23 protein-coding genes are annotated in these 24,801 nt (G+C 52.9%); 15 read left to right on the forward strand and 8 right to left on the reverse strand.

The features are described from left to right. The first annotated feature begins 232 nt into the window (after positions 1-232). From ACO0K9_RS26080 to ACO0K9_RS26100, 5 genes are all read left to right on the forward strand, one after another. On the forward strand, positions 233-673 hold the full coding sequence (locus ACO0K9_RS26080) for a hypothetical protein (protein ID WP_422989976.1): 441 nt from the start codon (positions 233-235) through the stop codon (positions 671-673). Between the two features lie 340 nt (positions 674-1,013). Then, positions 1,014-1,742, forward strand: coding sequence for a hypothetical protein (locus ACO0K9_RS26085; protein WP_422989978.1), 729 nt, complete (start codon positions 1,014-1,016; stop codon positions 1,740-1,742). Positions 1,743-1,862: 120 nt separating this feature from the next. Beyond that, complete coding sequence (locus ACO0K9_RS26090) at positions 1,863-2,600, forward strand: hypothetical protein (RefSeq protein ID WP_422989980.1); 738 nt, start codon at positions 1,863-1,865, stop codon at positions 2,598-2,600. Positions 2,601-2,758: 158 nt separating this feature from the next. Further along, positions 2,759-4,624, forward strand: a complete 1,866-nt coding sequence (locus ACO0K9_RS26095; RefSeq protein WP_422989982.1) for a DUF4157 domain-containing protein — start codon at positions 2,759-2,761, stop codon at positions 4,622-4,624. A gap of 129 nt (positions 4,625-4,753) precedes the next feature. Continuing rightward, entirely contained in the window at positions 4,754-4,996 is a 243-nt protein-coding gene (locus ACO0K9_RS26100) for a hypothetical protein (RefSeq protein ID WP_422989984.1), read from the forward strand. A gap of 18 nt (positions 4,997-5,014) precedes the next feature. On the opposite strand, the gene ACO0K9_RS26105 is transcribed toward ACO0K9_RS26100, so the two are convergent. After that, complete coding sequence (locus tag ACO0K9_RS26105; RefSeq protein WP_422989986.1) at positions 5,015-5,689, reverse strand: retropepsin-like aspartic protease family protein; 675 nt, start codon at positions 5,687-5,689, stop codon at positions 5,015-5,017. A 6-nt stretch (positions 5,690-5,695) separates the two neighbouring features. Continuing rightward, a complete protein-coding gene (locus tag ACO0K9_RS26110) occupies positions 5,696-6,181 on the reverse strand; it encodes a YajQ family cyclic di-GMP-binding protein (RefSeq protein WP_186949744.1) in 486 nt (161 codons plus the stop codon). 193 nt (positions 6,182-6,374) lie between these two features. Between ACO0K9_RS26110 and murB the strand changes: the two genes are divergently transcribed. Both murB and ACO0K9_RS26120 read left to right on the forward strand, forming a co-directional pair. After that, positions 6,375-7,403, forward strand: a complete 1,029-nt coding sequence (murB, locus tag ACO0K9_RS26115; protein ID WP_422989988.1) for a UDP-N-acetylmuramate dehydrogenase — start codon at positions 6,375-6,377, stop codon at positions 7,401-7,403. Positions 7,404-7,580: 177 nt separating this feature from the next. After that, the gene (locus tag ACO0K9_RS26120; protein ID WP_422989990.1) at positions 7,581-9,128 is read left to right on the forward strand and encodes a C13 family peptidase; all 1,548 of its coding nucleotides are present in this window, start codon (positions 7,581-7,583) and stop codon (positions 9,126-9,128) included. Between the two features lie 42 nt (positions 9,129-9,170). Here the strand turns inward: ACO0K9_RS26120 and ACO0K9_RS26125 are convergent, their stop codons facing one another. From ACO0K9_RS26125 to ACO0K9_RS26140, 4 genes are all read right to left on the reverse strand, one after another. Further along, a complete protein-coding gene (locus tag ACO0K9_RS26125) occupies positions 9,171-10,205 on the reverse strand; it encodes a M48 family metallopeptidase (protein ID WP_422989992.1) in 1,035 nt (344 codons plus the stop codon). Further along, a complete protein-coding gene (locus tag ACO0K9_RS26130) occupies positions 10,202-11,269 on the reverse strand; it encodes a YjgN family protein (RefSeq protein WP_422989994.1) in 1,068 nt (355 codons plus the stop codon). The genes ACO0K9_RS26125 and ACO0K9_RS26130 overlap by 4 nt, the downstream gene beginning before the upstream one ends. A 215-nt stretch (positions 11,270-11,484) precedes the next feature. After that, on the reverse strand, positions 11,485-12,048 hold the full coding sequence (locus ACO0K9_RS26135) for a lipocalin-like domain-containing protein (RefSeq protein ID WP_422989996.1): 564 nt from the start codon (positions 12,046-12,048) through the stop codon (positions 11,485-11,487). A 30-nt stretch (positions 12,049-12,078) separates the two neighbouring features. Continuing rightward, positions 12,079-13,050, reverse strand: a complete 972-nt coding sequence (locus ACO0K9_RS26140) for a quinone oxidoreductase family protein (RefSeq protein WP_422989998.1) — start codon at positions 13,048-13,050, stop codon at positions 12,079-12,081. A 119-nt stretch (positions 13,051-13,169) separates the two neighbouring features. On the opposite strand from ACO0K9_RS26140, the gene ACO0K9_RS26145 reads away from it, so the two are divergent. The 7 genes from ACO0K9_RS26145 to ACO0K9_RS26175 all read left to right on the forward strand — a co-directional run bounded on the left by ACO0K9_RS26145 (position 13,170) and on the right by ACO0K9_RS26175 (position 20,802). Further along, the gene (locus ACO0K9_RS26145; protein ID WP_422990000.1) at positions 13,170-14,051 is read left to right on the forward strand and encodes a LysR family transcriptional regulator; all 882 of its coding nucleotides are present in this window, start codon (positions 13,170-13,172) and stop codon (positions 14,049-14,051) included. A gap of 108 nt (positions 14,052-14,159) precedes the next feature. Continuing rightward, positions 14,160-14,705: an isochorismatase family protein gene (locus tag ACO0K9_RS26150; protein ID WP_422990002.1), complete on the forward strand. Its 546-nt coding sequence runs from the start codon at positions 14,160-14,162 to the stop codon at positions 14,703-14,705. Between the two features lie 209 nt (positions 14,706-14,914). Next, positions 14,915-15,292, forward strand: a complete 378-nt coding sequence (locus tag ACO0K9_RS26155; protein WP_422990004.1) for a flagellar protein FlaG — start codon at positions 14,915-14,917, stop codon at positions 15,290-15,292. A gap of 15 nt (positions 15,293-15,307) precedes the next feature. Then, a complete protein-coding gene (locus tag ACO0K9_RS26160; protein WP_422990006.1) occupies positions 15,308-16,267 on the forward strand; it encodes a hypothetical protein in 960 nt (319 codons plus the stop codon). Positions 16,268-16,465: 198 nt separating this feature from the next. Then, entirely contained in the window at positions 16,466-17,950 is a 1,485-nt protein-coding gene (locus tag ACO0K9_RS26165) for a pyridoxal phosphate-dependent decarboxylase family protein (RefSeq protein ID WP_422990008.1), read from the forward strand. Then, on the forward strand, positions 17,943-19,190 hold the full coding sequence (locus ACO0K9_RS26170; RefSeq protein WP_422990010.1) for an ATP-grasp domain-containing protein: 1,248 nt from the start codon (positions 17,943-17,945) through the stop codon (positions 19,188-19,190). Before ACO0K9_RS26165 ends, ACO0K9_RS26170 begins: the two co-directional genes overlap by 8 nt. Positions 19,191-19,278: 88 nt before the next feature. Then, the gene (locus tag ACO0K9_RS26175) at positions 19,279-20,802 is read left to right on the forward strand and encodes a hypothetical protein (RefSeq protein WP_422990011.1); all 1,524 of its coding nucleotides are present in this window, start codon (positions 19,279-19,281) and stop codon (positions 20,800-20,802) included. 54 nt (positions 20,803-20,856) lie between these two features. Here the strand turns inward: ACO0K9_RS26175 and ACO0K9_RS26180 are convergent, their stop codons facing one another. Beyond that, positions 20,857-22,584, reverse strand: coding sequence for an SH3 domain-containing protein (locus tag ACO0K9_RS26180; protein WP_422990013.1), 1,728 nt, complete (start codon positions 22,582-22,584; stop codon positions 20,857-20,859). Between the two features lie 3 nt (positions 22,585-22,587). Next, positions 22,588-23,319, reverse strand: a complete 732-nt coding sequence (locus tag ACO0K9_RS26185) for a hypothetical protein (RefSeq protein WP_422990015.1) — start codon at positions 23,317-23,319, stop codon at positions 22,588-22,590. A gap of 254 nt (positions 23,320-23,573) precedes the next feature. Here ACO0K9_RS26185 and ACO0K9_RS26190 point away from each other — a divergent pair, with 254 nt between their 5' ends. Continuing rightward, complete coding sequence (locus ACO0K9_RS26190) at positions 23,574-24,491, forward strand: alpha/beta fold hydrolase (RefSeq protein ID WP_422990017.1); 918 nt, start codon at positions 23,574-23,576, stop codon at positions 24,489-24,491. The last annotated feature ends 310 nt before the right edge of the window (positions 24,492-24,801 follow it).

Here is a 24,801-nt window from a genome sequence, read left to right on the forward strand (position 1 = left end):
AATAAACCGGAGATTATCGCAAATGACATATTTTAAATTCAAATCGTGGACACCCCTAAAACCGCCAAAACCAGCGCCTGCATTAGCTTTGCTGGCTTTACTTACCAATTTAACCGGACACTAGTGAGTAAATTTAAATATTGATACCAATTTGTACCGCTCGAGTAGCAATCAACAATTGCATGAGCGGTTTTGCACTACTACCGCTGATCGCTGGGGGCATGAGCTTTGTATGGGTTTGGATAAAACAACATACAAGAATTTGGTGCCGAATTATCCAGATAATATTCATCTTTATTCCTCTAACGAATTTGGTGGACACATCAATTCTATTGATAACGGAGCTTATTCCAATTTTAAGAAAAAAATTGAGATGGCATCTGAAAGTAATACACCGCAGATTGTTAACTCAGAAGGGATGTTCGACAAGTATGCCAATGGTTATCGCGTCGCTCGTGACGGCAGGTGGAAAAATGATTCTGGGGAGCCCTATACGCTGTTTTGCCATCAGCCAACTGCTACCGGAACAATTTACTGCAATACTTCGTATCGGCTAAAAACCGGTGTTCAAATTGAATTTGGTTTTGTTACACCAGAATCGGACATTGATCTGGTAGCAAAGAAGGTTGATGAAAATGTTCATGCAATTATCAAAACCTTGGTAGCGAAATAAATCCATGTCTGATCGGTTTGAATGGCTGACTACCCGGGGGCAGTTGCCCGCGTCATGCCGCGTGACGTTTTGACGATGATCCAGTCTATACCCCAATAGACGGTTATGCTCGGGATGCGCTGCCATCTTATGGGGGATTTATGGGTGATGTCTGGCCAGCCCATGGGCAGGGTAAATTGCAAAAAGGTAGTTTAAACAAGCAAGTCACAACATTGATCCTTTGATTAGTTGCATGGTATTGTTGAGCCTGCTTTCTGCGCGCAGCATCTGCTAGCCAGGGACAAAGCAAGTATTGTCAGGCTGAATTGTTTTTTGCCCCACATTCCACACCGTCAATCCGATGAAAATACCTGATTATTGGCAACGCGAAAGCAGTGATTTCAGGCGGTTTCTGGCGCAGCCTCACCGGCGCAGGCCTGATGCGACAACGGTCGCCAATGGCGGTGGCCGTATGCTGTTTTTGCTGGTGCTGGCCTTGCTGGTGGCCTTGTTTATTTCTATCCCTGTCGATCTCTTGCTTGAACATTGGGCGGGCATAGAATCAAAACTGGATATGTCGGGCCTGCAGTTATTTTTTGTCGCGGTTGTGGCTGCCCCTATATTGGAGGAACTGACGTTTCGTGCAGGCTTGCGCAGTGCAACCTATTGCCTGTTCGTTGGTCCGTCAGTGATTGCCCTGCTGTTGCTGGCATATAAGTTGGCCATGGTGCTGGCCGTATTGTCGGGCACGATTGCGCTGATTGATTTTTTGTATATGAAGTGGGCCATCTCCAAAGGAAAAAACGGGCTTCGTTTCACACGCGGTCGCACCTATCTGCGTCGCTTTCCTTTGGTGTTCTGGTCCTATACAGCTGCATTCGCGCTGATGCACGTCAATAACTACAGTGTGGCAGGGCTGGCTGGCTTGCTGGTTGTTTTTGCGGTGTCGTCGCAATTGATGATAGGCATGGCTGCCAGCTATCTGCGCCTGCGCAACGGACTGATCAGCGCCGTGATTTTTCATGGACTGTTTAATTTCGTCTGGATAGCGCTGACCTTGGGATTGCTTACGGCGTTTGACGTATCTTGACAAAACTGATAAGTGAAGAAGCGCTTGCTGGTCATATCCGGTATGGACACATGATTTTCCGGTCTGTATCTTGATGATGCGATCAATCAGGGTATTCCCTCAAAATCAAGGAACATAATCATGTTGAAAATAGTAGTTGCCATGTTGGTGCTATTGGCAAATCAGGCATTCGCTCTCGACGTAACTGAAACTGCCCTGAAAGGTAGCTGGAGGATAGTCTCGTATAACGGCACCGTCTATGACGACGATGACAGGTGGGAATATAGCGGCCATCACATGTCGCAAGTGACGTATTCAAAGAGCGGCAAAATTCACATGATGAGTCCATCGGTTTATTACATTACGGATGGTCATTTGCTGGAATTTGATTTTGGCGTTCTGGATATAAGTCAGCTCGATAAAAAGACCATGAAAGCCAGTGTCAGCGGTATAGTTTATGTATTTCAAAAAGTCAGTGATGAGGTGTATGTCAAGCCACGGGGGAAAGAAAAAACAATTTCCAAAGAGGTTGCTGGCATGGCATCAGGAATGGCGAAAGCGCTGTTTGGACAGGGCGAAGACAATGCAAAAGCATTGAGTTGCCCCAAAGCTGTTAAAGACACCTGGCGTTTTCTGGATCAGACCATACTCCAGGGCGAAGTCAATTTTAATGACGGCTACATTAGCAGACAAGAACTGGACGATACCAGCAAAAAGCTTAACACCATCCGCGACGCCATTGACGTGAAATCTTGTGAGAGTTCACAAGGGAAGACCAGGCAATTTTATCTTTGCCTGAGCAACCCCAAAAACATCATTATGTATTGCTCGGAAAAGTATAAATTCAATCCAGGTGCCAAGGCATCTCCGGCCAGGTAAGTCTCGTCTTTTTTATGCATGGCGGATGCTTATTCGTGGCTGTTGTATATTGGGCTTCCAATGCTGTGAGCCTACTGAATAAAGTTATTTATCCACGCCGAAAAGTTATAAAATAGTTAGTAAATTCAACTATTTGTTATGACTCTCTGAGGCAAGCGATGCGTATTACCACACCTTTGCAGCAAGCGAGCCAACAGAAAAATCAAGCTGAGTCCGTACGCCAGCGAGTATCCACCGTTGTTGATACTCGCCAGCAAGCTTTGATGCATAGGCAAATACAAGAGCGGGCGAACAATAGCCCTCAAGCTTTGGCGCAAGCTCAACTACAACAAAAGGCTGACAATAGTCCGCAAGCCAGGCAACTCAAGGCACACAGCGACTTGCTGCAAGCCAGATTCACCACCGCGCAGCGACAAGTACAACAAACGGCGCCAGCATCCGCAGCAAATAAAACAGGCATGCCCAGCCAGTTGAAGACGGGTATCGAATCCCTGTCTGGCATGAGCATGGATCATGTGCGAGTCCAATATAACTCTGCACAACCAGCGCAATTGAATGCCCATGCGTATGCGCAAGGCAGCGATATCCATGTTGCACCAGGCCAGGAAAAACACTTGCCGCATGAGGCCTGGCACGTGGTGCAGCAGGCACAAGGGCGAGTGCGCCCCACCATGCAAATGAAGGGTGCAATACCGGTCAATGATGATACCGGGCTGGAAGCGGAGGCAGATGTCATGGGGGCACGGGCACTGCAGATGGCGGCAATGCCTGCTACAGAAAATAACCCTCCCAACTTCATGCAAACAAATAATGTCGCTTCAGTTGGTAAAGGCAGTGTACAAAGAAAGATGACGATTGAGAACCAGCCTTATTCTTACCAGGAAGAAACGGGGAGAATTCACAACATGGGCATGAACAGACAACACACTTTCACTCCTTCAAACAAGCCCAAGGCGAAAGAATGGTCATCGGATGTATGGAAAAGGCAGTACGCGGACGTAGATGAATTCCAGGACCATGTATCTGGGCAGCCGGTCAATTGTGGGCTATTTCGGTCGCTGGGCTTATGGTACCGGCTACCATTTAATCCGGGGACACCTTTTGTCCTGGCGGAAAACCATGCGACTAAAATTATGCCCATCATGATAGAGAGTAATCGTAAGGGCAGCATTTTGCATGAGAGCAATGGCGTCATTCCTATCAAGTCAAAGAGCCCCGAACAGAAACCTGATGGCGTTACCGGTTTTCATAAAACAGCAATGGAGTCGGTGGTTGCCAAGACCCTGTTTGGCGTGGTGTTTCATCCAGCTTCAAAAATGAAGCCGGCGAAAAAACCGGGCTACGAAACGGAAGCGCCTTCAGTATGGATAGGAAAATACGCCAATGCCAGTGTCAAAGGTAAGGACAATATGCAAAGGCCATATTATGAAAATGAGCAAGGCGTTAAAGTCATACAAGAAGAAAATGCAGGCGTCGCTTACAGTTCAATCAACACGATGTTAAGAGTTAAAGCACAGTTTGACGAAGAAGCAGATAAGTATGTTGCGGCTAATGCTTTAACAAAACCAGAGGCAGTCAAGTATGTAAAAGAAACAAAGGCAGCATTGGATCAGTGGTGGACTGTCATGTTACAAGTGCGAGACTTGTATGCCGCACTGGTTAAAGATGCTGAGGCAATAAAAAATACAGAAAGTGAAATTACTAAAATGAGGGAGAAACTCATTCCTCAATTAAGGCTGTTATTCAGGGATGAGTATAAGGATGAAATTGGTGGCCTGAAAGAGAGAAAAGCCGCTACCAAGTCAATAGGGTACGAAGGTGAAACGGGTGAAACCATAGCCATGCGGGATCTGGCCATGTTGACCGTTATTCTCAACAAGAAGAAGGAAGGTTGGGGAGATTACGAAATGATTTCCATGGGGGATGCGCATGCGGAAACCTTAAAAGCCCCACTGACCAACGAAGCAAAATTGAAAGTGATCACCAGGGAAGAATTTATCAACGACAGCAAGAGCGCACTTTAATTTCCGACCTGAGGATATCAACAAGAAATCTCATCGGCGGCGATCAGCTTGTCACCATAAAAATGCACGGGTTCAGATTTGACCTGACGACAGCTATGCGATATCGAACATGAACGACGAAGGGCAGATATGAAATTCAATGTACGGGCGTTCTCTGTCGACTTGACCGTCGAGCCCTACACATTTACGGTGCCGCGCGACGAAATGATCGATACGTCTGAAAATGCGATTTTCCATGATTGCGAATCGATTCGTGACATAGAAATTGTCTACGAGGACTATTGGAATTATATGAACAGCGAGCACGCCGTTCATGACCCGTCGTCTAAAGTCAAGGTACTGTCCGTCATTCAATTACCTGACGACGTTTGAGCAATGATACGTGCTTACTCAAAACCGCTTCGTCAACGTCATCTGATCCCCTTCGCGGCGCATATCCATGCGGTTGAGGAAGGACATGCCCAGTAGAGGGACGGTCAGGCCTTTTTCGATGACGGAAGCCTCGACCTGATGTAATTCGACATCACCGACCTTGATGGTGTCAATCTTGACCAGATAGGTCTCCACCAGGCCACCGGCAGTGTTGGCGCGGCCGGGGCGGCCTTCTTTGTATTTCAAGCCTATTTTGAGGGCATCGCTGGCGGGCAGGGCGATCAGGCTGGCACCGGTGTCAACCAGCATGTTGACGCTGACACCGTTGATGACTGCACGGGCGATGAAATGGCCATTGTCACCAACTCTCAGCACGACCGAATTGCTGGAACTGGCGGCAGAATGGTGCACCGCCTGACCGATGGTCAGTACCTGGCGTTTGCCATTGATGATGATGGTGGCAGATTCACGGTCGGCTTCGACCAGCTTGCTGTCACCATTGATGGTGGCACCGACGGAATAGGTTTTGGGTACTGCGCCGTCCACAACCAGGATGGCTTTGCCCGGAAACAGGCCAACCACGTCGATATCGGTCGCCAAACTGCTGCCTGCTGTGGTCAGCAGGGGCAACGCGGTGGCCATTGCCAACAGTGTCTTGCGACCTGATAAACCCGGTACATGTGTCAGGCGCATGATGATTTAATCCCTGAAGTTGTTGAATTCCAGCGGTAAATCCTTGATTTCTTTGCGCAGCATGGCCATGGCACCTTGCAGATCGTCGCGCTTGGCTCCGGTGACACGTACTGAATCGCCCTGGATGCTGGCCTGTACTTTAAGCTTGCTGTCCTTGATGGCTTTGACAATTTTTTTGGCATCTTCGGTTTCTATGCCGTTTTTTACCTTGATGCCTTGCTTGACCTTGTCGCCGCCAATTTTTTCGATCTTGCCCAGGTCCAGGAAACGCACGTCGACATTGCGTTTGGCCAGTGTCATGGTCAATTCGGTACGAACCTGGTCGAGATGGAATTCGGAATCGCCATAAATGGTCAGTTCACGGTCTTTTTGCTCTACCTTGGCGCTGCTGCCTTTGAGGTCAAAGCGATTGGTAACCACTTTGTTGGTCTGGTCAATGGCATTCTTGACATCCACCATGTTGGCTTCAGATACGGTATCAAATGAGGGCATGTTTGCTTCCTTGCTAAATGGTGAATTGAGGACTTATCCCAAATTGCCCCGGCAAAGCCTGATGACGAAGACAGTACGAATGTACTGTCAGGCGCTACCACGCTTTGGGACAATGTTGAGTCAGTCCTGTAAGTTGCATCATTTTAGCAAATGCAAGCAGGCTAAAGAGCGCTAAGGCTATAATTTCGGGTATATGACGAATTTATCTACACTTCAGGCAGATTATCCTCTGCAAAACCTGAATACTTTTGGTATTGCCGCCCGTGCCCGCCAGTTTTTGCAGGTGCAAAGCCCGGCGCAATTGCGGGCCGTGTTTGATGACCCCACATTGCATGCCATACCACGCCTGATACTGGGTGGCGGCAGTAACCTGGTGCTATCAGACCAGGTGGATGCCCTGGTCCTGCAAATGTGCCTGAAAGGCCGGCAGATTGTTGATGACAGTGCGCAGCGTGTGCTGGTGGAAGCCGCCGCTGGTGAAAACTGGCATGAATTTGTCTTGTGGACCTTGCAACAAGGCCTGGCCGGGCTGGAAAACCTGTCGCTCATTCCCGGCACTGTCGGCGCAGCACCGATACAGAATATCGGTGCCTATGGGCTGGAAATGCAGGATGTGTTTGACAGCCTGACGGCCTTTGATTTTGTGACTGGCGAGACGGTACAACTGGACAAGGCAGCTTGCCGGTTTGCTTATCGCGACAGTATTTTTAAACACGACTACAAAGACCGCATGGTGATCCTGGCGGTGCGTTTTGCCTTGCCCAAACCTTGGCAAGCCAGGCTGGCATATGCGGATGTGGCGCACTATTTAAGCCAGCATTACATCAGCGATGCTACCCCCATCGATGTCAGCAACGCCATCATCGCGATACGTCGTGCCAAATTGCCAGACCCGGCACAGATAGGCAATGCCGGCAGCTTTTTCAAAAACCCGGTGGTATCTGGCGCAAAACGCGACAGCCTGCTGGAGGTGTACCCCACACTGGTCAGCTATTTGCAAAGTACTGGCGACTACAAACTGGCTGCTGGCTGGCTGATCGACCAGTGTGGCTGGAAGGGCAAGCAACTGGGCCGCGCTGGCGTGTATGAAAAACAGGCACTGGTGCTGGTCAACCGTGGCGGTGCCACCGGTGCCGATGTGCGGGCGCTGGCCAGTGCGGTGCAGGCAGACGTGCAGGCGAAGTTTGGTGTGATACTGGAAGTTGAGCCGGTATTTGTATAGGGAAGCTCTGATTAAGCTACTGCGCGACGCTATTTTGGGCCTGCGATGCTCGCCGTACAGTCGTACGACTGCGCGTCTTAACCAAACTAGCGCCGCTCGCTACGCTTAATCAGAGATTCCCAAGCACTTTGCTTTAGTAATTCATTCTTCAAACCGCTTTATCCAACAGGATAGTGAATGTCAGAATTTTTACCCATCAGTGCCAGTAATGATGACCAGTTGAACAATCAAGACGAGCAGCCTGGTCATGACGCAGAAGAGCAGGGGGCGAATGCATCATCCATGCAGCGTCTGTTGACTGAAGCCTTGCGTGTCAGCGTGTGCCGTGCACCGCGCTGGGATGGCATGCCCGCCTCGCCGGGGCTGATTGCCGGTTTGATGATTTTGTATCTGCTGACACACATTGCGGTACAGCGCCTGATGATTGTTGGCCCTGCGCAGTTTTACTGGCAGGTATTTGCATCTGGCTGGTTTTATTTTGCTGCGCTTGCCTGGGTCTGTTATCGCCTGCGGCCAGTCCGTTTGGAAGCGCATTTGCGCCAGGCATCCTCTACCATGGCACCGGATGCCAGTCATTTATTCACCCTGGCACTGGCGCAGACGCTGGTGTTGAATGTGGCAGTGTGTTCTGTTGCCGCGTTGCTGGTCCGGGTGGGATGGTATGACTATTCTGCTTTGAGTTGGCGCATGCAATGGCTGGTGTATCTGGCGCCCGTTTGCGTGGTCTTGCTGATACAACTGCTATTCTTGTGGCGGGCAAGTGATCGCCGCAAGACGATCATGGTGTCTGTCATCGTGGTGATGCTGGTGGTGTGTGGGCTGGAATTAAGCACCAGGTCGATGACCTTCTGGTACCCGCGCGAGCAATCCAAAACCAGTGAAGATGCAGCCGACAAATCGCCAGAAATCACGCAGGAAATATTTGAACAACAGGCCGCCTTGTTTGCCCGGAAACTGGCAGACATACAGCCACAAAGACCGGGCACCATCGATCTGTACAGCCTGACTTTCGCCCCTTACGGTGAAGAAAATGTCTTTTTGAATGAAACCAGCATGGTGTCGCAGGTGATGGCGCAGCGTTTTGATGCGCAGGGGCGCAGCCTGCAACTGGCGAATAATCCCCGCACCATGGCTACGCTGCCCTGGGCGACGCCACTGAATCTGCAAAGAGCCATTGCGCATATCGCCAGGCGCATGGATGTGAATGAAGACATCCTGTTCATGCACCTGTCTTCGCATGGTGCCAGTGATGGCGAACTATCTGCCGGCATGTGGCCACTGACCATCAAGCCGGTGACCCCGGCAGATTTGAAGCAATGGCTGGACGATGCTGGCGTTAAGTACCGCGTCATTTCGATTTCTGCCTGTTATGCGGGTAACTGGGTGGCCCCGCTGTCGGATGTCAATACGCTGGTGATGACGGCATCGGATGCTGACCATACTTCGTACGGCTGCGGCAGCAAATCCGACCTGACTTTTTTTGGTCGCGCCATGTATGATGAACAGTTGCGCAAGCAAACCCTGTCATTTGAAGCTGCCCATGCAGCAGCCCGCCCCATCATCAAACAGCGTGAAGAAGAGGGCGGCAAATCAGATGGTTATTCCAACCCGCAAATAGCCGTCGGTGAGCAGATACGTGCACGCCTGAAATTGCTGGAACAGCGTTTGCAGGCACAAAAACCAGCAAAGACCGGCGATGTTGCAGCGCTCAAGAGCTTGCCGTAAAGAGTTTGCCGTAAAAGTTTGCCGTAAAGAGTTTACCGACAATCAGGGCTCAGTCTTGACGCTGCTGTCCCTGTTATACCCGCGTATGCGCATGACGCGGTCGCTGCCGGCGGGGTGGCTGGACAGGTAGGGCGACAGGCCAGGGGCCAGGGCATCCAGTTTTTCAAAGGCGACGGCCAGGTGTTCACGGGCGATGCCGTTGGCGTCCAGCATGCGCAGGGCATAGTCGTCGGCTTCGGTTTCGGCGTCGCGTGAATATTTCAGGTCCAGCATCAGCGTTGGTATATTCGCCACCACCGCCGACACATCGCCAAACAGCAGGGTCGCCACTGCACCCACGGCTGAGCTTTGGATGATGCGGCGGGTCAGGTGACGTTCATGCAGATGTCCCAGTTCATGCGCCAGCACACCCATGATGGCATCATCGTCATTCATCAGCTTGATGATTTCATCGGTGATGATAATGTCGCCCGATGGCAGGGCAAAGGCGTTCGGGCCTATGGTACTTTTGCGAAACACCAGGTGGTAGGTGGGGCTGTTGCCGCGAGGTGGGCGCAGCCGCTGGAAGCGTGCGCTCAGTTCAGCCTGTCTGGCGGCAGGCAATACGGATGGCTTGAAAATCTGTTTGTCCAGAATTTCCAGCACGCCGTTACCCAGCTTGCGTTCTACTGATACCGGCGTGGCAAACGCCACCATACGGGCCGCGTTTGGCAACACATACACATAGCACAGCATCAGTACGATGATGGTGCCTATCAGCGCTGCCAGGGTACCGCTCCAGCTTTGCTGGATTTGAACCACGGTTGAATCCTGATAGCCGGTGCTGTCGAGCATGGTATTGAAGGTGGCGTGGTCGGTGATCTCGACATAGGCACCATCGCTGAAGGTGACTTTACGCGGCGCATGGCGGCTACGTTCTGATACCCGCAGTTCCGTCAAGGGGCAACTGCGGGTGACACCTTCGTGCAGGTCATTCGTGATCTCGCGCACATAAGCGGTGTCGCCCAACACCGAAAATTCCACCCGGTGCAGGCGCGAGGTTTTGCCATCAAAATAGATGGCGGCAACTGTGTTCATAGAGATAAATCAAAATCCAGTAAATCGGCCATGCCCTCGCCGGTTGCGCTGACTTGCTCCTGCGTTTCAGCGATGAAATTATCCAGGCTGCCATTGACTTCCAGCTCCAGGCTTTCAATACGGTAACGCAAGGCACGAATTTGCGCAAACGGGATAAACAGGCCCAGGGTAAAGACAATCGCCAGCACATTGGTGATGGCGATGAAGCTCATACGGCCCCAGGTCAGCTTATTCTTGAACTGATGGTCCCCCAGCTTGGTATGGTTCCAGATCAGGTTTTGCAACAGGGTCAAAAAGATAGGGTAGATGGCAAACATCCACGCGTACAAAGCTAAAGCTAAGAAGACGGCAGCAGCGCCACCTTTTGTTCCATGCGTGAGTGAACCCAGTACCACCGTACCGCCAAAGCCGACAATGATGACGACTATGCCAACGATCATGATGCCTATGCCCAGCAAGTAGGCTTTATAAAACGCGCCAGAGCCGGCATTAAAAGAAAAATGCGTGCTGCCGAAACGGCTTTCATTGTGCTGGAACTGCTTCAGGCGCTGATGAAAGACTGGTGCCAGCAAGTACAGGGTGATGCCTGTCAGGAAAGGCCACAGCAAGAAAGTGGTATATGCCTGTTGCGCAGTCCCCCGGAAACCAAAGCGTATGCCACGATAGCTGGAGTTATACAATTTGAATTGCAGGCTTTTCCAGACCAGCCAGGGCATGATCATTGCCATCAGCACCACCATGGCCCCCCCCAGTGCAAGCGAGTATTTGAAAGCCATGTTGTAGCAAAAGAAAAAGACAAAGGCCACCACTCGACCCTTGAGGATGGCCATGGCATTACCGTGGTATTCAAAACTGCTGCCACCCAGATGCGTGCTGGAATACAGATAACGGTTGCGACGCACCTTGGCCCATGCAGAATAAATGCCCAGGGTAAGGATGGTCAGCAATAAATTGACGATCCAGATACGGAAATATTCACTGCCGCTGCCCCTGAATTCAAGTTGCAATGTCCCGCTTGGCTGTTGGTGACTGGCTGAAAAGCCATGACTTTGAAAGTTATCCATGCTTGTGTTTCCCCATGCACTTATTTTTTTGGAGCATCGACAATCGCATGGGGTTGATATTAAGTCAAGTACATTCATCCTCTAGCCACCCATCGCAGCCGGCTTTACCACAAACGACGATGGGGGGATTGGGTAATGTGTCTTTATGGCAATGACCGGTCAGGCTGGTTACGTGGCGATGGGCGGTGTGGCGTAAGCCTCCTGTTACCGTATTTTTATCGTATCTTTTTCCAGATGGAGATAGCCGTTGTACCGTTGCCGCTGGCGCCGGCGGGTACGCGGTAGCTAAGTACGTCTGCCTTCAGTTCAAATTGCCTGGCTTGCTCGCTGCCATCCCAGTTGGGGAAAGACGCGTGTTCGATGCGGAAGATCAGGACATTGCGTTCCACATCAATAAAACAGCGGCCATAGTGCGCGCTGGTGTCGAGCGCGGCGGCACGGAATTCACTCTCTGACCCCTTGCGCTTGTCGCCATTGGCAAATTTGGTCCGTTCTGCCTTGTAGATTTGCAGGGAATAGCGGCCCGTGTCGTCAATGATCAGCAAACCCTGGGGATTAGCCCCAAAGGTTTCACCCCGGCTGCCATCGGCACGGATTTCTGGCGCACCGATCAGCGTCCAGGTGCCGGTCAGGCGTTTTTGTGCCTGTTCATTCTGGTCACTGTCCTGTTGCATCAGGGCGCAGGCGGGCAGGCTGATGCAGCTTATGCTGGCGATGCAGATCAGTAGCAAGCTTCTGAGGCTATTCAGGCTTGCAAGTGAGCGTAACAATGTGTTCATGGTCATCCTTTTTAAGTGGGGGAATGCGCCTCAGTTGGCGGCGTTAACAGTGAGCAGCAGTTTGCCGGTGGTCTTGCTTGATTCAAGGTCGGCATGGGCCTGTGCCGCCTGTGCCAGCGGATAGCTGCCACCTATGCGCGGCCGCAAAATACCTTCACGTAACCAGCCCAGCACACGCTGGCTGCGAGCGGCCAGGCTGGCAGCATCGGCGACATGGTGGGCCAGGGTGGGGCGGGTAAAGAACAGGGAACCGCTACGGCACAGCGTCATGGGATCGATAGGCGGCACATTGCCGCTGGATTGGCCAAACAGCACCAGCGAACCCAGCGGGCCCAATACCGCCATGCTGCCCTGGTAGGTGTTCAGGCCGACCGAGTCATACACCACGTTCACTCCCTGTGGCTGGCTCAGTGCTTTTACCGCCGCGACAAAATCCGTCTCGGTATAGCGGATGACATGGTCGGCACCGGCCTGGCGGGCCAGTTCTTCCTTGGCGGCGGTCGATACCGTCGTCAGTACGGTGGCACCCTTGTGTTTCAATAGCTGGATCAGCAGCAGGCCAACGCCACCCGCACCGGCATGCACCAGCGCGCGGTCGCCGGCCTTGATCTGGTAGCTGGTTTCAGCCAGGTATTGCACGGTGACACCCTGCATGATGACGGCGGCTGCTTGCGGGTTGCTGATGTCATCTGGCAGTCGCACCAGCTTCCAGGTCGGGATGCTCAGATATTCGGCATACGAACCGGGCTGCGACAACCAGGCCACCCGGGTGCCAGCGGGCAAGTGGGCATTGCCTTCGGCCACGACACCCGCCCCTTCGGTACCAGGGATGGCAGGCAGGACCGCAGGGTTTTGCCCGTTGCGCTGATACACATCGGCATAGTTGATACCGGCAATGTCGACGCGCACCAGCACTTCTCCTTCTTTTGGGGTTGGCGTGGGCAGGTCGGTGAGTTGTAAAACTTCCGGGCTGCCTTGGGTCAGTATTTGTATGGCTTTCATTTCTATTCTTTCTGTGTACTGTATAAGTTGGGGGAGCGTTGTTGCACACAGCTTAGACAAAGTAGGCTTTAAATAAAATTACTGAAAAATTCGCCTGGACTGTGCATAATTGCACCATGATGAATTGGGACGATTTACGGTTTTTCCTGGCGCTGGTCGATAGCGGTACGCTGACCGGGGCCGCCCGTCGCCTGCAGGTGGAACACACCACCGTGGCACGCCGCATCGATGCACTGGAAGCGGCATTGGGCTTGCGCCTGTTTGACAGGCTGGTGCGTGGCTGGCAATTGACGGTGGAAGGGCAGCACCTGGTGCCGCATGCGCGGGAAGTGGAAGAGCGCTGGTTTTCGTTCGAACGAAAAGCCCTGAGCGCCGGGCAAATGGAAGGCGTGGTGCGCATTTCTGCCGCCCCCACCCTGACATCGTTTGTGCTGGCCCCCAACCTGAAAAACCTGCACGCCGCCTTGCCCGGTCTGGAACTGGAATTGTTTGCCGAAAAACACGAAGTCAGCCTGGGCCGGCGCGAAGCCGATATTGCCCTGCGCATGTCACGCCCGCAAGCGGCGGGCCTGGTGATCAAGGCAGTGGCTACCGTCCAGTATGGCCTGTATGCCAGCAAAAGCTATTTGAAAGGGCGCAAGCGCAGCGACTGGCAGTTTGCCGCCTATGAAAAAAATTCTGGTACGCCACATCATCAGTGGCTGGAAAACATGCTCGATGCTGATCCATCCAGGGTGTTGTTGCGCAGCAATGATCAACTGGTATTGCGTCAGGTGGCGGCGGCCGGCATGGGGGTCACGGTATTGCCGCATTACCTGGCTAAAGGGCTGGGTAGCCGTAGCAGCGACTTGCAAAGAATAGATGACCCGCTTTGCCCCTTGCAGCGCAAGCTGTGGCTGGTCATGCATGACGATGTGCGCCGTTCTGTGCGGGTGAGGGCGGTGGCTGACCAGTTGATCAGCTTGTTGGCCAGTAAAGCCGTACAGGATGTGCTAGCCTGATAGTATGCCCGCCTGATGATGTGCAAGTGCTGCAAGACAGACCTTGCACTGCACCATATTGGGGCTAACGCGGTATCATGTGGCTTTGGACAGGCAAGCAACAGCACAATGAACACCTTACTCATTATCGATATGCAGAACTCATGGGTGAATGGCACCACGCCCCGCTATGATATAGAGGGAGTGGTCGCCCGCATCCAGCATGCGATTGAAGTCACGCGCCAGCATGGCGGGCAAATCATTTACATCCGTCATGCCAATGATGATGCAATGATAGGCTCTGACGGCTGGGAAGTGATACCCGAGCTGCCGTTTACGCCGGGTGATGTGTTCGTCGATAAAACCGCCTGCGATTCCTTTGCCGATACCGGCCTGCTGACCCACCTGAAAATCACCGGTGCCCATACCCTGATGGTGTGTGGCCTGGCGACTGAATTGTGCATCGATACCACCATACGCTCTGCCGTATCGCTTGGTTTTGACGTGATCGCCCTGTCCGACGCCCATACCACCGGCGACCGCCCCCACATGAAGGCCGAAAAAGTCATCGAGCACCATAACTGGATATGGGAAAACCTGTCCACCCCGGCCAACAGCCGCCTGATGGTGCGGACCGTGGCGGAGGTGTTTGGGCCACGACCCATATTTTTTTGATATTGCTGCATAGTAATAAATAATCAGCACGCCCTGACTAATTCATGGCTTTTTGATGGTTTTTGTCAATTTCTTCAGTCGTTCTTCAGCGCAAAACCCCCTGCAGTCCGTTTTTTGAATAAAAAATTAAACTTTTAAGTACAACTACCGTTAATGATGTTAACGCAGTAATCCGTTTTGATTTTTTACCATTACAGTCGGGGAATGATATGAATATCAGTCAGATAACAGGTGGGGGCGCTAGCATCTCTGCTGCTGAGCCTCGGCAGGATGTTAAAAGTGCACCAAAAATCGCGCCTGCAGGGCAGGATTTAAGCGCTGGCACCGTTGCATCTACGCAAGATGCAAAGCAAGACACGGCAATCAGCAGTGCTGAGCTGAAGCGGTCTGTGGATAAAATCAACCGTTTTATCGATTCCAGCAATAGCGTGAATTTAAATCTGGACAGTGGTTCTGGCAAAGTGGTGGTACAGATCGTTGATCGTGAAACCAATACCGTGATCCAGCAGATTCCTTCTGCCCAGGCTTTGTCCATCGCCAAGGATCTGGGGGCCAAAACAGGTTTGTTGCTCGACGCCCAGGCTTGAGAGGGTTGATGCGTGATGTTGACGTCTGACCCGGGTTTTTGGCGCGACCAACTGGGCCGTCCGGTTCTTGAAAGACTGGGTGTGGCACCTGCCGAGGTGCTAGCCTATGTCGCCTCTGTAAATGCCAGCCAGCAGGCTGGCCAACAGCATGTCCCCTCCCAGCTAGCATCACCTGAAGCCGTCGTGCTTGCCGCCGATTTTTTGGTGGATGTGCAAGATGCCATGGCAGAAATGCCGCCATCCCTGTTAACCCTATTGGCCCGCCCCTTGCTGGGTGTGTATTTTGCGCGTGGCCTGGGTTCATCTGCCCTGACCGATGTGGTCATGACGCCAGATGGCCAGCAACTTGGCATGGTGTGCCTGATGGATGCCGATGCGTTTTTGCATCGTGCTGCCAATGAGTGGGCAAGCTGGAAAGAAAACACCCCCTTCCTGCCGCAAGACCAGTACCGCATTGATGTCGTCATCGAAACGCCGGACAAGGATACGCGCAAAAATGCCATCCAGTTTTTATTGCTGCACGAATTTGGCCATGTCCTCACGGCCAACAGCGAATACCTGCCTGACTGGTGGATAGGTTCCAAACGTTTCAAATCGACCGAAGAATACAGCTACCTGTCGCTGTCATGGCAAATCGCCATGAGTGGCGATGTCATTCCCTTGCTGCGGGAAGATTTCCCACAACGCAAACACCTGCACTTTTACACTGGCGAACAATTGCCGGGTGAACTGATACCCGAGATTTATCAATCCCTGCAAAAGACCGGTTTCCCCACCTTGTATGCCGCCACCAATGTCTATGACGATTTTGCCGATGGCTTCGCCAGCTATGTGCACCAGGTCATGCTGCAACGCCCGTTTGAAATCAGCATCAGGCAAGGCGAACAGCGCATCATGCAATTAGGTGATTACTGGTCCGGCCCCAAGGCAAAGGCCAAGGCCAGCGTTTTTGCCGGGATGTTTGCCGGCGCATAATCTGCATGCATCCAAATGTGCATCTCTCTGCATACTCTCTGCATAAAATATTGCCGTTCGGCTACTGTAATCCATTCAAATTTCATCCAATTTAGTTAGCTGCATCAATAAAGCTGCAAAAACGCCTGTATTCGCTGCTTTAATCGTCCTAAGCTCATAGATAATTAGCGCATATGGATATGACGATCGGGAATGGGTATGGCAGCATCGGACAATGAATCACTGGACCCCAGCGACTGGCAGGCATTGCGGTCGCAAGGGCATCGCATGCTCGACGACATTCTTGACTATGCCGAACACCTGCGCGAGCGCCCGGTCTGGCAACCCATACCGGATGAGGTGCGGGCGCAGTTCAGGCAAACCCTGCCGACTGGCCCCAGTGATTTATCGGCAGTACATCAACAATTCATGGCGCATATCCTGCCGTATTCGGTAGGTAACAGCCATCCGGGTTTCATGGGGTGGGTGCATGGTGGTGGCAACCCGGTCGGCACGCTGGCAGAAATGCTGGCGGCGGGCCTGAATGCTAATCTGGGCGGGCGCGACCACATGCCCATCGAAGTCGAAAAACAAGTCACCCGCTGGGTCACTGCCCTGTTTGATTTTCCTGACACGGCCAGTGGCCTGTTCGTCACCGGCACATCCATGGCCAATTTTATTGCCGTGCTGGTGGCCAGGGCGCGGGCACTGGGTAAGCAGGTACGGCTGCAAGGCGTGGCTGGCTGCGCGCCCAGGCTGGTGGCATACACGTCTGCCGGTGCCCATGCCTGCATTGCGCAAGCCATGGACATGGCCGGTTTGGGGACGGATGCCTTGCGCGTTATCCCCATGAATGCACAGTTTGAAATGGACACGGCCTTGTTGCAGGCCGCCATACAGGCGGACCGCGCCAGCGGGCTGACCCCGTTCTTTATTGCCGGCACCGCCGGTTCAGTCGATGTCGGCGCGATTGATGACCTGGCTACGCTGGCAAACATCGCCGCGCAAGAGCAGTTATGGTTTCATATCGATGGTGCCTTTGGTGCGCTGGCCATGCTGTCACCAGCGCTGGCACCGCGCCTGCAAGGCATACAGCGGGCTGATTCCATTGCCTTTGATTTTCATAAATGGTTGCAGGTACCGTATGACGCCGGGTTTATCCTGGTGCGTGACAGCAAAGCCCATTACGACACCTTTGCCACGCCTGCCAGTTACCTGCGGCGCGAAGCCAGGGGCCTGGCTGCTGGTTCCCCCTGGCCCTGTGATTTTGGCCCCGACCTGTCACGCGGTTTTCGCGCCCTGAAAACCTGGTTCACCCTGCAGGTGTATGGTGCAGACCATTTGGGCCGCATGATCGCCCACACCTGCGAGGTGGCGCAATACATGAAGCAGGCTGTATTGGCCAACCCCCAGCTTGAACTGCTGGCCCCTGTAGCATTGAACATTGTCTGCTTCCGCTATCGTTGCGACCATCCCGATGTGGTCAATGCCAACATCGTGGTGGCCTTGCATGAATCGGGTATTTCTGCGCCTTCTACCAATACTATCAATAAGCAACTGGCCATCCGTGCTGCCATTGTTAATCACCGTACCCGCACTGAAGACATCGATGCACTGATCGCCGCCACCTTACGTTTTGGCGACCAGTTCAGCAGCACAGACCAACATGCAGCAAGCAAGCAGGATGACAAATCACATGAATGATAATCAGGATACCAATACTGCCGCACCAGCACAGCAAAGCAAGCTGATCGGCCTGGCACCGCTGATGCGCAAGGCATTTGCCGGTGTCGACATGAAACCGCAAGGCATGCAACTGATTGCCCATGCCGAAAAATATCCCAACGATGCCAATGCCATGATGGACCTGGCGACTACGCTGTTATTGCTGGGCCACCGCGACACCGCCCTGGCCACGCAGATGGAAGCCTTGAAGCTGCAACCCCTGTATTCTGTCCCGTCGGCACATGACACAAAAATCAGATTGCTGGCCTTGATGACCGATGGTGACCTGATGGCCAATACCCCACTGGAATTTCTGGTGGAAGATTCAGACATCGCGCTGGACCTGTTATACGTCGGCGCTGGTATCCCCGCCATAGAACAGTTACCCGAACACGATGTCCTGTTTGTGGCCGTAGGTGAAGCCGATGACAAGCATGAACTCTTGCTGGACTTGCAGGCGCTGGTAGATGGCTGGCCACGGCCCGTCATCAATGCACCAGAACGCATCACCCACCTGGGGCGTGACGGTGCCTGCGCATTGTTACAGTCGGGTGAAGGCATAGAAATGCCCACCTCTATCCGTATAGACCGGCCTACGCTGGAAAAACTCGGCAGTGGTGAGATCGCGCTCAGTCAATTGTTGCCGGGCGATGATTTTCCCATCATCGTGCGGCCCCTGGGTTCCCACGCCGGGCATGGTTTAAGAAAAGTCGTGTCACCCGATGCCATTCCCGATTATCTGCAAGCCGTACCCAGCGATGAATTTTATGTCGCCCGCTTTGTTGATTACCGCAGCGAGGACGGACAATTCCGCAAATACCGCATCATCCTGATCGATGGCAAACCCTTTATCTCGCACATGGGTATTTCCAAACACTGGATGATTCATTACCTGAACGCAGGCATGACCGAGAGCCAGGAAAAGCGCGATGAAGAAAAACGCTTCATGGAAAATTTCGACACCGACTTTGTACCGCGCCACCTGACCGCCTTTGCGGAAATCACCCAGCGCCTGGGGCTGGATTACGTAGGCATAGACTGCGGTGAAACCCGCGACGGCAAATTGCTGATATTTGAAGTCGACAGCGACATGATCGTGCATGCCATGGACCCGGTAGACATGTTCCCCTATAAACAGGCGCCGATGCAAAAACTGTTTGCCGCATTCCGGGACATGCTACTCAAGGCCATGGCAACAGCACCAGTTAACCAGGAGTGACATCGAATGTGGCCCATTCATCTGCTAGGGACGGTGCCACGCCACAGCGTGTCATAGTGTGTTGCAAGGAGCAAGATCACTCATGTCCATGAGTACACTACAAGATTTACCCACGCTCAGCCAGTTGCTGATTGACGGTGGCGATGCCAGGCTCATTCTGCAAGCCGATGGCACCAATAAATATGGCTGCGCTGCCGTGCCTTTGAATGCGCATGACGAGATGTTTGCCTTTAGCTCGGTCACTGCATCCAGCATATCCGCCCATGCGTATACCGCTGCTGCACGCACCTACGCCAGGCTGCAACAAAGCGAACAGGATACGTATGCAAGTTACGCAGGTTATGCCAGCGAACTGAACCATGTGCGGCAAGATTTGAAGCAACTGTGCGGGCTTGAACAGCGCAAAGACGTCGATATTGTCTTTGCCGCGTCCGGCACGGACCTGCACCTGATCGCCGCCCAGCTATGCGCCAATTTTTCCAGTGCACCTACCCTCGTCATCATGGCTGATGCCAATGAAACCGGCAGCGCCGTCCCATCGGCACTGATGGCCCGGCACTTCAGCGAACGCACCGCTCTGGGCGAACAGGTCAGCGCTGGCAGCCACATCGCGCATGCGAAACAGGTCGATATCGCCAGCATCAGCTTGCGCCAGCCCGACTGTACCGTGCGTGACAGCCATGATGTGGACAGTGAAGTCGAAACACTGACCAAACAAGCCATGCAAAGCGGGCAAGCCGTCCTGCTGATTTTGATGGATGTCAGCAAAACCGGCATGCTGGCACCGTCATTAAGTACCGTCATGCAGTTGCGGGCCAGTTATCCGCAATTGCAGGTCATGGTAGATGCCTGTCAGTTCCGCCTGTCCAATGCCAGTCTGCGTGCTTATCTTGACCAGGGCTACATGGTGGCGATGACAGGCTCCAAATTTTTATGCGGCCCCAGCTTTTCCGGTGCGCTGTTTTTACCCAATGCCATGCATTCGGGCTTAAAGGCGATCAGCTTGCCGGCATCCCTACATGCCTACAGCAGCCGTGCCGACTGGCCATCTGATTGGGCCGCAGACGGGGCAAAGGGTTTGCCAGCACACCCCAATTATGGCCTGCTATTGCGCTGGGTTGCGGCGCTGGAAGAACTGCGCGCCTTTCGCACCTTGCCAGATGCAGCCATCCTCGCCTTCATCCAGCAATTTCAACATGCCATCTACAGCTACTTTGCCAGCCATCCAATGCTGGCCCTGTTGCCGGTGGCTGCACCCGACCGCAGCGCCATCATGGCAGGGCTGGGCTGGGATCAACACACCACCATTTTTTCGTTTGTATTGATGTCGTCAGCCACACCGGTATCGGGTAAGGCGCAGCCATACAGGCATGCAGACACGCTCGCGATCTATCGTCACCTGCAAAAAGAAAAAGGCATGCAGCTCGGCCAGCCTGTCACCTGCGGCATGCACCATGGCAAACCCGTCAGCGCCTTGCGCCTGTGTTTAGGTGCCAGGCAGATTGTTGCGGCAGTCCAGAAAAATCAGGCCAGCACCATCATTGCGGCGGCATTGACGGTGCTGGATGAGGTGCAGCGGGAGATGGTGGAACAAAGTAAAGTGGCCGTATAAGCAATGACGGTGTGGTGGAAGCCGTTGCTTGCGTGAGGTGATTGATTTACTTCCTCAGCATCCGCATCCATATAAAAATGTATCGCTGCCCAGTACCTTCCATGCGCCGTTGATGTTGACCATCACCAGGCGATACCAGCGGTCATCGGTTTTCGTAGGTCCTTCTAAATGCCCAGGGCCTTTACCTTGTCCTTCCCAGACAGCGATGTCGACAATGCCGTCACCATCCAAATCGTAGTACAGATAGGTGCCGCCGATAAAGCCGGTACTTTTTCTATCCAGTTTCATTGGTGTTTCTGTATGTGTTGCAGGGCCGGAGGGCATGCTGATATTGGTGTAGAACCAGTAAAGACTTCCGGCGGGATTCTGCTTTAAGCTTTCCTGATGAGTAGTCAGGCTAATTTTGGTATTTGGCCGATCAATATCGAAGTAACGCCATATACTGGTATCCGTATCACCGTATCCAAAACCCATTACGTAACCCGCACATTCTGGTCCATCGTAATCTTTGACGATATCGTCACTTGATCGCATCAAAGTGGTCTCACTACTTAAACGGCCATCACGAAATAGCTTAACGCGTTGAACGGGTTTTACCAGCGACTGTGTTCGTTTGAACATGTCGTAAAGTCCTGACATCGATGACTCGTCCTCAGCTTTTTTTGGTTTAGGACGAGCGGTAACAAGTTGGCGAAATATAATATCAAAGCGCCCGCTGGCCTGCTCCGTATCAGTACTGGGAGCCCCTATTGAGGACTCATCCCGAAATAATGATGGTTGCGTTTTTGGAAAATCCAATCCGCGGACAAGTTGGATAATACGGGCTACGCCATCGTACGATGAGATGGGGTCGTACTGAGCGCTGAAGATACCTATTCGATATTGCAATTCAGTCGCTGTACTTTCCGCCAACTTTTCACGCCTCCAGACCTCTTCTGGAACTTTTTTACCCTGTTCCTGCAACTTGCTTGATTCTTTGTTTAGTGTCAGATCTTGTGCAGCCTTGCGCTTGATCTCCTGCCAATCCGCAAACGGTTCCGGCTTCTTCCCTTTTATCCCAAGTGCCAGATGTGCTTTCATTTTTTCCAGAGCTTCGTCGCGCGGCCAAGGACCTTGCGGCTGGATTTCGGGATGGCTTGTTTTGAGGTAGGTAGCGTAATCTTCCAGTGCACGCCAGCCCGGTTCCAGCCAGAAAGCGCGCACAGGGTCGTAGCCAGATGGAAGTGGTGCGTCTGCCTGGCGGTATCCACGCACATTCGCAACCACGGTCGGCGTGGTCGCCAGATAGCGGCAAGCCGTATAACCAGGCGCACCGCTCGCGGGTTGAACCTCACAATAGCCGCTGCCTGGTTCTTCACGTACTAATTTTACTATCGTGTTCAGCGCCAATCGACTGATGACAGGCGCATCAGCGCGCGGTGCTTCGCGCAAGGTCAGGGCAGTACCGCTGACCCAGCGCTGTGCCGCATCGATTCCGCCTTCGCCTGCCTTGGGTCGGGCGATACGTGTGACACTCAGGTATTTGCAGGCGATATAGCCATATTGTCCTTCACCTTCAATGAAGCAAAATCCATCGTATTCATTTTTGTCTTTCAAAATCAATTCGGCACCGCGTTGTAGCGTGCCTATGATCTTTTTATCCAGGCTTGGTCCCTGCCGCACCCGTACATCGTCGGCCATCACCCAACGCGGTGGTTGACTTTGCGCATAGGCACCGGCCTGCATCAATATGGACAGGGTAAAGGCAGCGCCTGTTAAGAATAGTCGTAATTTCATTGCCATCACTTATTGCATCGTAGTTTTAGGCGCAGCATCGCAGCCCATTGATTTCAGGTTGCTTTCTATTTCACGCTTGTTGCGTGTCAGTTCATCCATGGCGCTGCCCTGGCCGCCGGTGCGTTGTGCAGCTTGGACGGATGCCAGTTGCTTGCGCACATCGTCACATAGGGCCTTGGCGCGGGCGGCGTCGGCGCTGGCGCGTTTGGCGGCGTCTGCCGGGCTTTCGCCCTGGCTGGCTTTGTGTTCGGCGGCTTGTGTGCGTTTGGCCGGGTCTTCTGTGACAAGGGCTGTGCCAAACTTGCGTTCGTTTTCTTTTTCTACCATGCAGTCGCTTTCTATGCGGGCGCGTATATCCAGGGCATTGCCGCGCTGGGCATACACATCGGCGATTACTTTGCGGCGTTCTGTTGTGCTTGCTTCTTGCATTAATTTGTCTTGCTGAGCACCGCCTTCACGCATCCAGATGACTTTCTTGGCTTCTTCGCCACGCTGTACGCAACTAAGGTCTAGCGCTGGTTTGTCCGTTGACGTCGCAGTCACGGCCTTGCCGATGACTTTTTCTTTTTGCCCGTTGTCGCAAGGCTTGTCCTGATAACTGCTGCCGCAACGGTACATTTTTTGTGCCATCACCTGGCTGGGCAAGGCGGCTCCAATCAGCAACAGGGCTAGCAATAGGGCTTGCAATAGGGCTTGCAACGGCCAGAGAGCGACGAACGATAAAAGAGGATGGTTACGCATGGTGGTAAACCTGTGCTGAGGTTATAAAGCTATTACTTTAGCACTGCGCATAGTCGAATGGTGCGTTGGGCCAGAAGAAAAATCTGCCACATCGACGAATTCCCTTACTTGTCTAAGGGGTATTTTTTATGGAGGTAAAACAGGTTTTTACTCCCGCTTGACATGCATTTGATTTTTAGATCATAATCGACACCAATAAGATGATGATTATCATCTAATTGGCTTGGTAGCCACCTTGGCCGGAGCAAGAGATCATGAACAGTGCGAGCAAGGCAGTACATCAGATCGACCATGCAGACCGCGATGCGGAAGCTTTGCTGACTGCATTTGAAGTCATTGCCGAACATCATTATGTGGATAACGATGGTGTCCGCATTCATTACTCGGCGATGGGGCAGGGGCCCTTGCTGGTGCTGCTGCATGGCTTTCCTGATCACTGGCTGGGCTGGTGGCAGGTGATGGCGGATTTGTGTGCCGATCACCGTGTGGTCGCACTTGATTTGCGTGGCTATCACCTCAGCGATGCACCGACTGACCCGCAAGCCTACCTGCCCGCTGCACTGGTGGCCGATGTGGCTGCCGTGGTCGAGCATGAAGGGGCGGGTAAGGCAACATTGATAGGGCATGACTGGGGCGGCTTCATTGCCTGGCATGCGGCGATGCAGGCACGGCCCTGGCTGGAAAGACTGATCGTGCTGAACATGCCGCACCCCTGGGCCATCGCACGCGAGCTGAGTAACAACCCGCAGCAGCGTGTTGCCAGTGATTATGTGCGTGCATTCCGGCAGCCGCAATCGCATTTGCAACTACCCATATCGGGCCTTGGCACATGGATCAAGGATGCTGCTTTCAAACGCCGGCATGACCAGGCCATGGCGATGTCGAAGCTGGAAACCATGCTGCATTATTACCGCGTCAATTGGCCAGCAGAACCGTATTTCATGCCGGGCGACATGCCACCCAAAGTGATGGTACCCACCTTGTTGATACATGGCCTGGCCGACCCCTATGCCTTGCCTGCCGGTCTGAACGATGTCTGGCAATGGGTGGACAATGCACTGAGCATACAAACCATTCCCGGTGTCGGTCATTTTATTCAACACGACAACGCGCAACAGGTAGTGCGCATCGTACGCACATGGCTGCACCAATCAACTGGCGGCAGCGATTAGCGAACCCAGCAAACCCGGCAAACCCCCGCACTTCCAATCAAGGAACTGCATTCATATTTGCATTTATAGAGGATTCATCAAGGAACTCAATAATGCGGTCGCCTTTGTCGCCGGTGCCAACCGTGGACTGGACCTGACTTTGGCCACAGCCTTGCTGGAAGCTGCACCATATTTGCGTGAGGGTGGCCGAGAATATGCGGCCAGAGGTAATCAGAGGTAATCATAGTCAGGTAGCAGGTAAAAAAATAAGGTCCCAGGCAATTGCCTGAGACCTTATCTGATACTGCTGCAAAAACAATTACAGCATGTT

The organism is Undibacterium sp. Ji50W, assembly GCF_049340445.1.
Classification (GTDB): domain Bacteria; phylum Pseudomonadota; class Gammaproteobacteria; order Burkholderiales; family Burkholderiaceae_D; genus Undibacterium.

What these genes read in the sequence shown, in the direction of transcription:
- ACO0K9_RS26110 (WP_186949744.1), bottom strand. Translation starts at nt 6,181, where the DNA reads ATGCCCTCATTTGATACCGTATCTGAAGCCAACATGGTGGATGTCAAG.
- ACO0K9_RS26085 (WP_422989978.1), top strand. Translation starts at nt 1,014, where the DNA reads ATGAAAATACCTGATTATTGGCAACGCGAAAGCAGTGATTTCAGGCGG.
- ACO0K9_RS26140 (WP_422989998.1), bottom strand. Translation starts at nt 13,050, where the DNA reads ATGAAAGCCATACAAATACTGACCCAAGGCAGCCCGGAAGTTTTACAA.
- ACO0K9_RS26130 (WP_422989994.1), bottom strand. Translation starts at nt 11,269, where the DNA reads ATGGATAACTTTCAAAGTCATGGCTTTTCAGCCAGTCACCAACAGCCA.
- ACO0K9_RS26105 (WP_422989986.1), bottom strand. Translation starts at nt 5,689, where the DNA reads ATGCGCCTGACACATGTACCGGGTTTATCAGGTCGCAAGACACTGTTG.
- ACO0K9_RS26185 (WP_422990015.1), bottom strand. Translation starts at nt 23,319, where the DNA reads ATGCGTAACCATCCTCTTTTATCGTTCGTCGCTCTCTGGCCGTTGCAA.
- ACO0K9_RS26170 (WP_422990010.1), top strand. Translation starts at nt 17,943, where the DNA reads ATGAATGATAATCAGGATACCAATACTGCCGCACCAGCACAGCAAAGC.
- ACO0K9_RS26175 (WP_422990011.1), top strand. Translation starts at nt 19,279, where the DNA reads ATGAGTACACTACAAGATTTACCCACGCTCAGCCAGTTGCTGATTGAC.
- ACO0K9_RS26100 (WP_422989984.1), top strand. Translation starts at nt 4,754, where the DNA reads ATGAAATTCAATGTACGGGCGTTCTCTGTCGACTTGACCGTCGAGCCC.
- ACO0K9_RS26160 (WP_422990006.1), top strand. Translation starts at nt 15,308, where the DNA reads ATGTTGACGTCTGACCCGGGTTTTTGGCGCGACCAACTGGGCCGTCCG.
- ACO0K9_RS26145 (WP_422990000.1), top strand. Translation starts at nt 13,170, where the DNA reads ATGAATTGGGACGATTTACGGTTTTTCCTGGCGCTGGTCGATAGCGGT.
- ACO0K9_RS26180 (WP_422990013.1), bottom strand. Translation starts at nt 22,584, where the DNA reads ATGGCAATGAAATTACGACTATTCTTAACAGGCGCTGCCTTTACCCTG.
- ACO0K9_RS26095 (WP_422989982.1), top strand. Translation starts at nt 2,759, where the DNA reads ATGCGTATTACCACACCTTTGCAGCAAGCGAGCCAACAGAAAAATCAA.
- ACO0K9_RS26135 (WP_422989996.1), bottom strand. Translation starts at nt 12,048, where the DNA reads ATGAACACATTGTTACGCTCACTTGCAAGCCTGAATAGCCTCAGAAGC.
- ACO0K9_RS26120 (WP_422989990.1), top strand. Translation starts at nt 7,581, where the DNA reads ATGTCAGAATTTTTACCCATCAGTGCCAGTAATGATGACCAGTTGAAC.
- ACO0K9_RS26190 (WP_422990017.1), top strand. Translation starts at nt 23,574, where the DNA reads ATGAACAGTGCGAGCAAGGCAGTACATCAGATCGACCATGCAGACCGC.
- murB (WP_422989988.1), top strand. Translation starts at nt 6,375, where the DNA reads ATGACGAATTTATCTACACTTCAGGCAGATTATCCTCTGCAAAACCTG.
- ACO0K9_RS26125 (WP_422989992.1), bottom strand. Translation starts at nt 10,205, where the DNA reads ATGAACACAGTTGCCGCCATCTATTTTGATGGCAAAACCTCGCGCCTG.
- ACO0K9_RS26155 (WP_422990004.1), top strand. Translation starts at nt 14,915, where the DNA reads ATGAATATCAGTCAGATAACAGGTGGGGGCGCTAGCATCTCTGCTGCT.
- ACO0K9_RS26090 (WP_422989980.1), top strand. Translation starts at nt 1,863, where the DNA reads ATGTTGAAAATAGTAGTTGCCATGTTGGTGCTATTGGCAAATCAGGCA.
- ACO0K9_RS26150 (WP_422990002.1), top strand. Translation starts at nt 14,160, where the DNA reads ATGAACACCTTACTCATTATCGATATGCAGAACTCATGGGTGAATGGC.
- ACO0K9_RS26165 (WP_422990008.1), top strand. Translation starts at nt 16,466, where the DNA reads ATGGCAGCATCGGACAATGAATCACTGGACCCCAGCGACTGGCAGGCA.
- ACO0K9_RS26080 (WP_422989976.1), top strand. Translation starts at nt 233, where the DNA reads ATGGGTTTGGATAAAACAACATACAAGAATTTGGTGCCGAATTATCCA.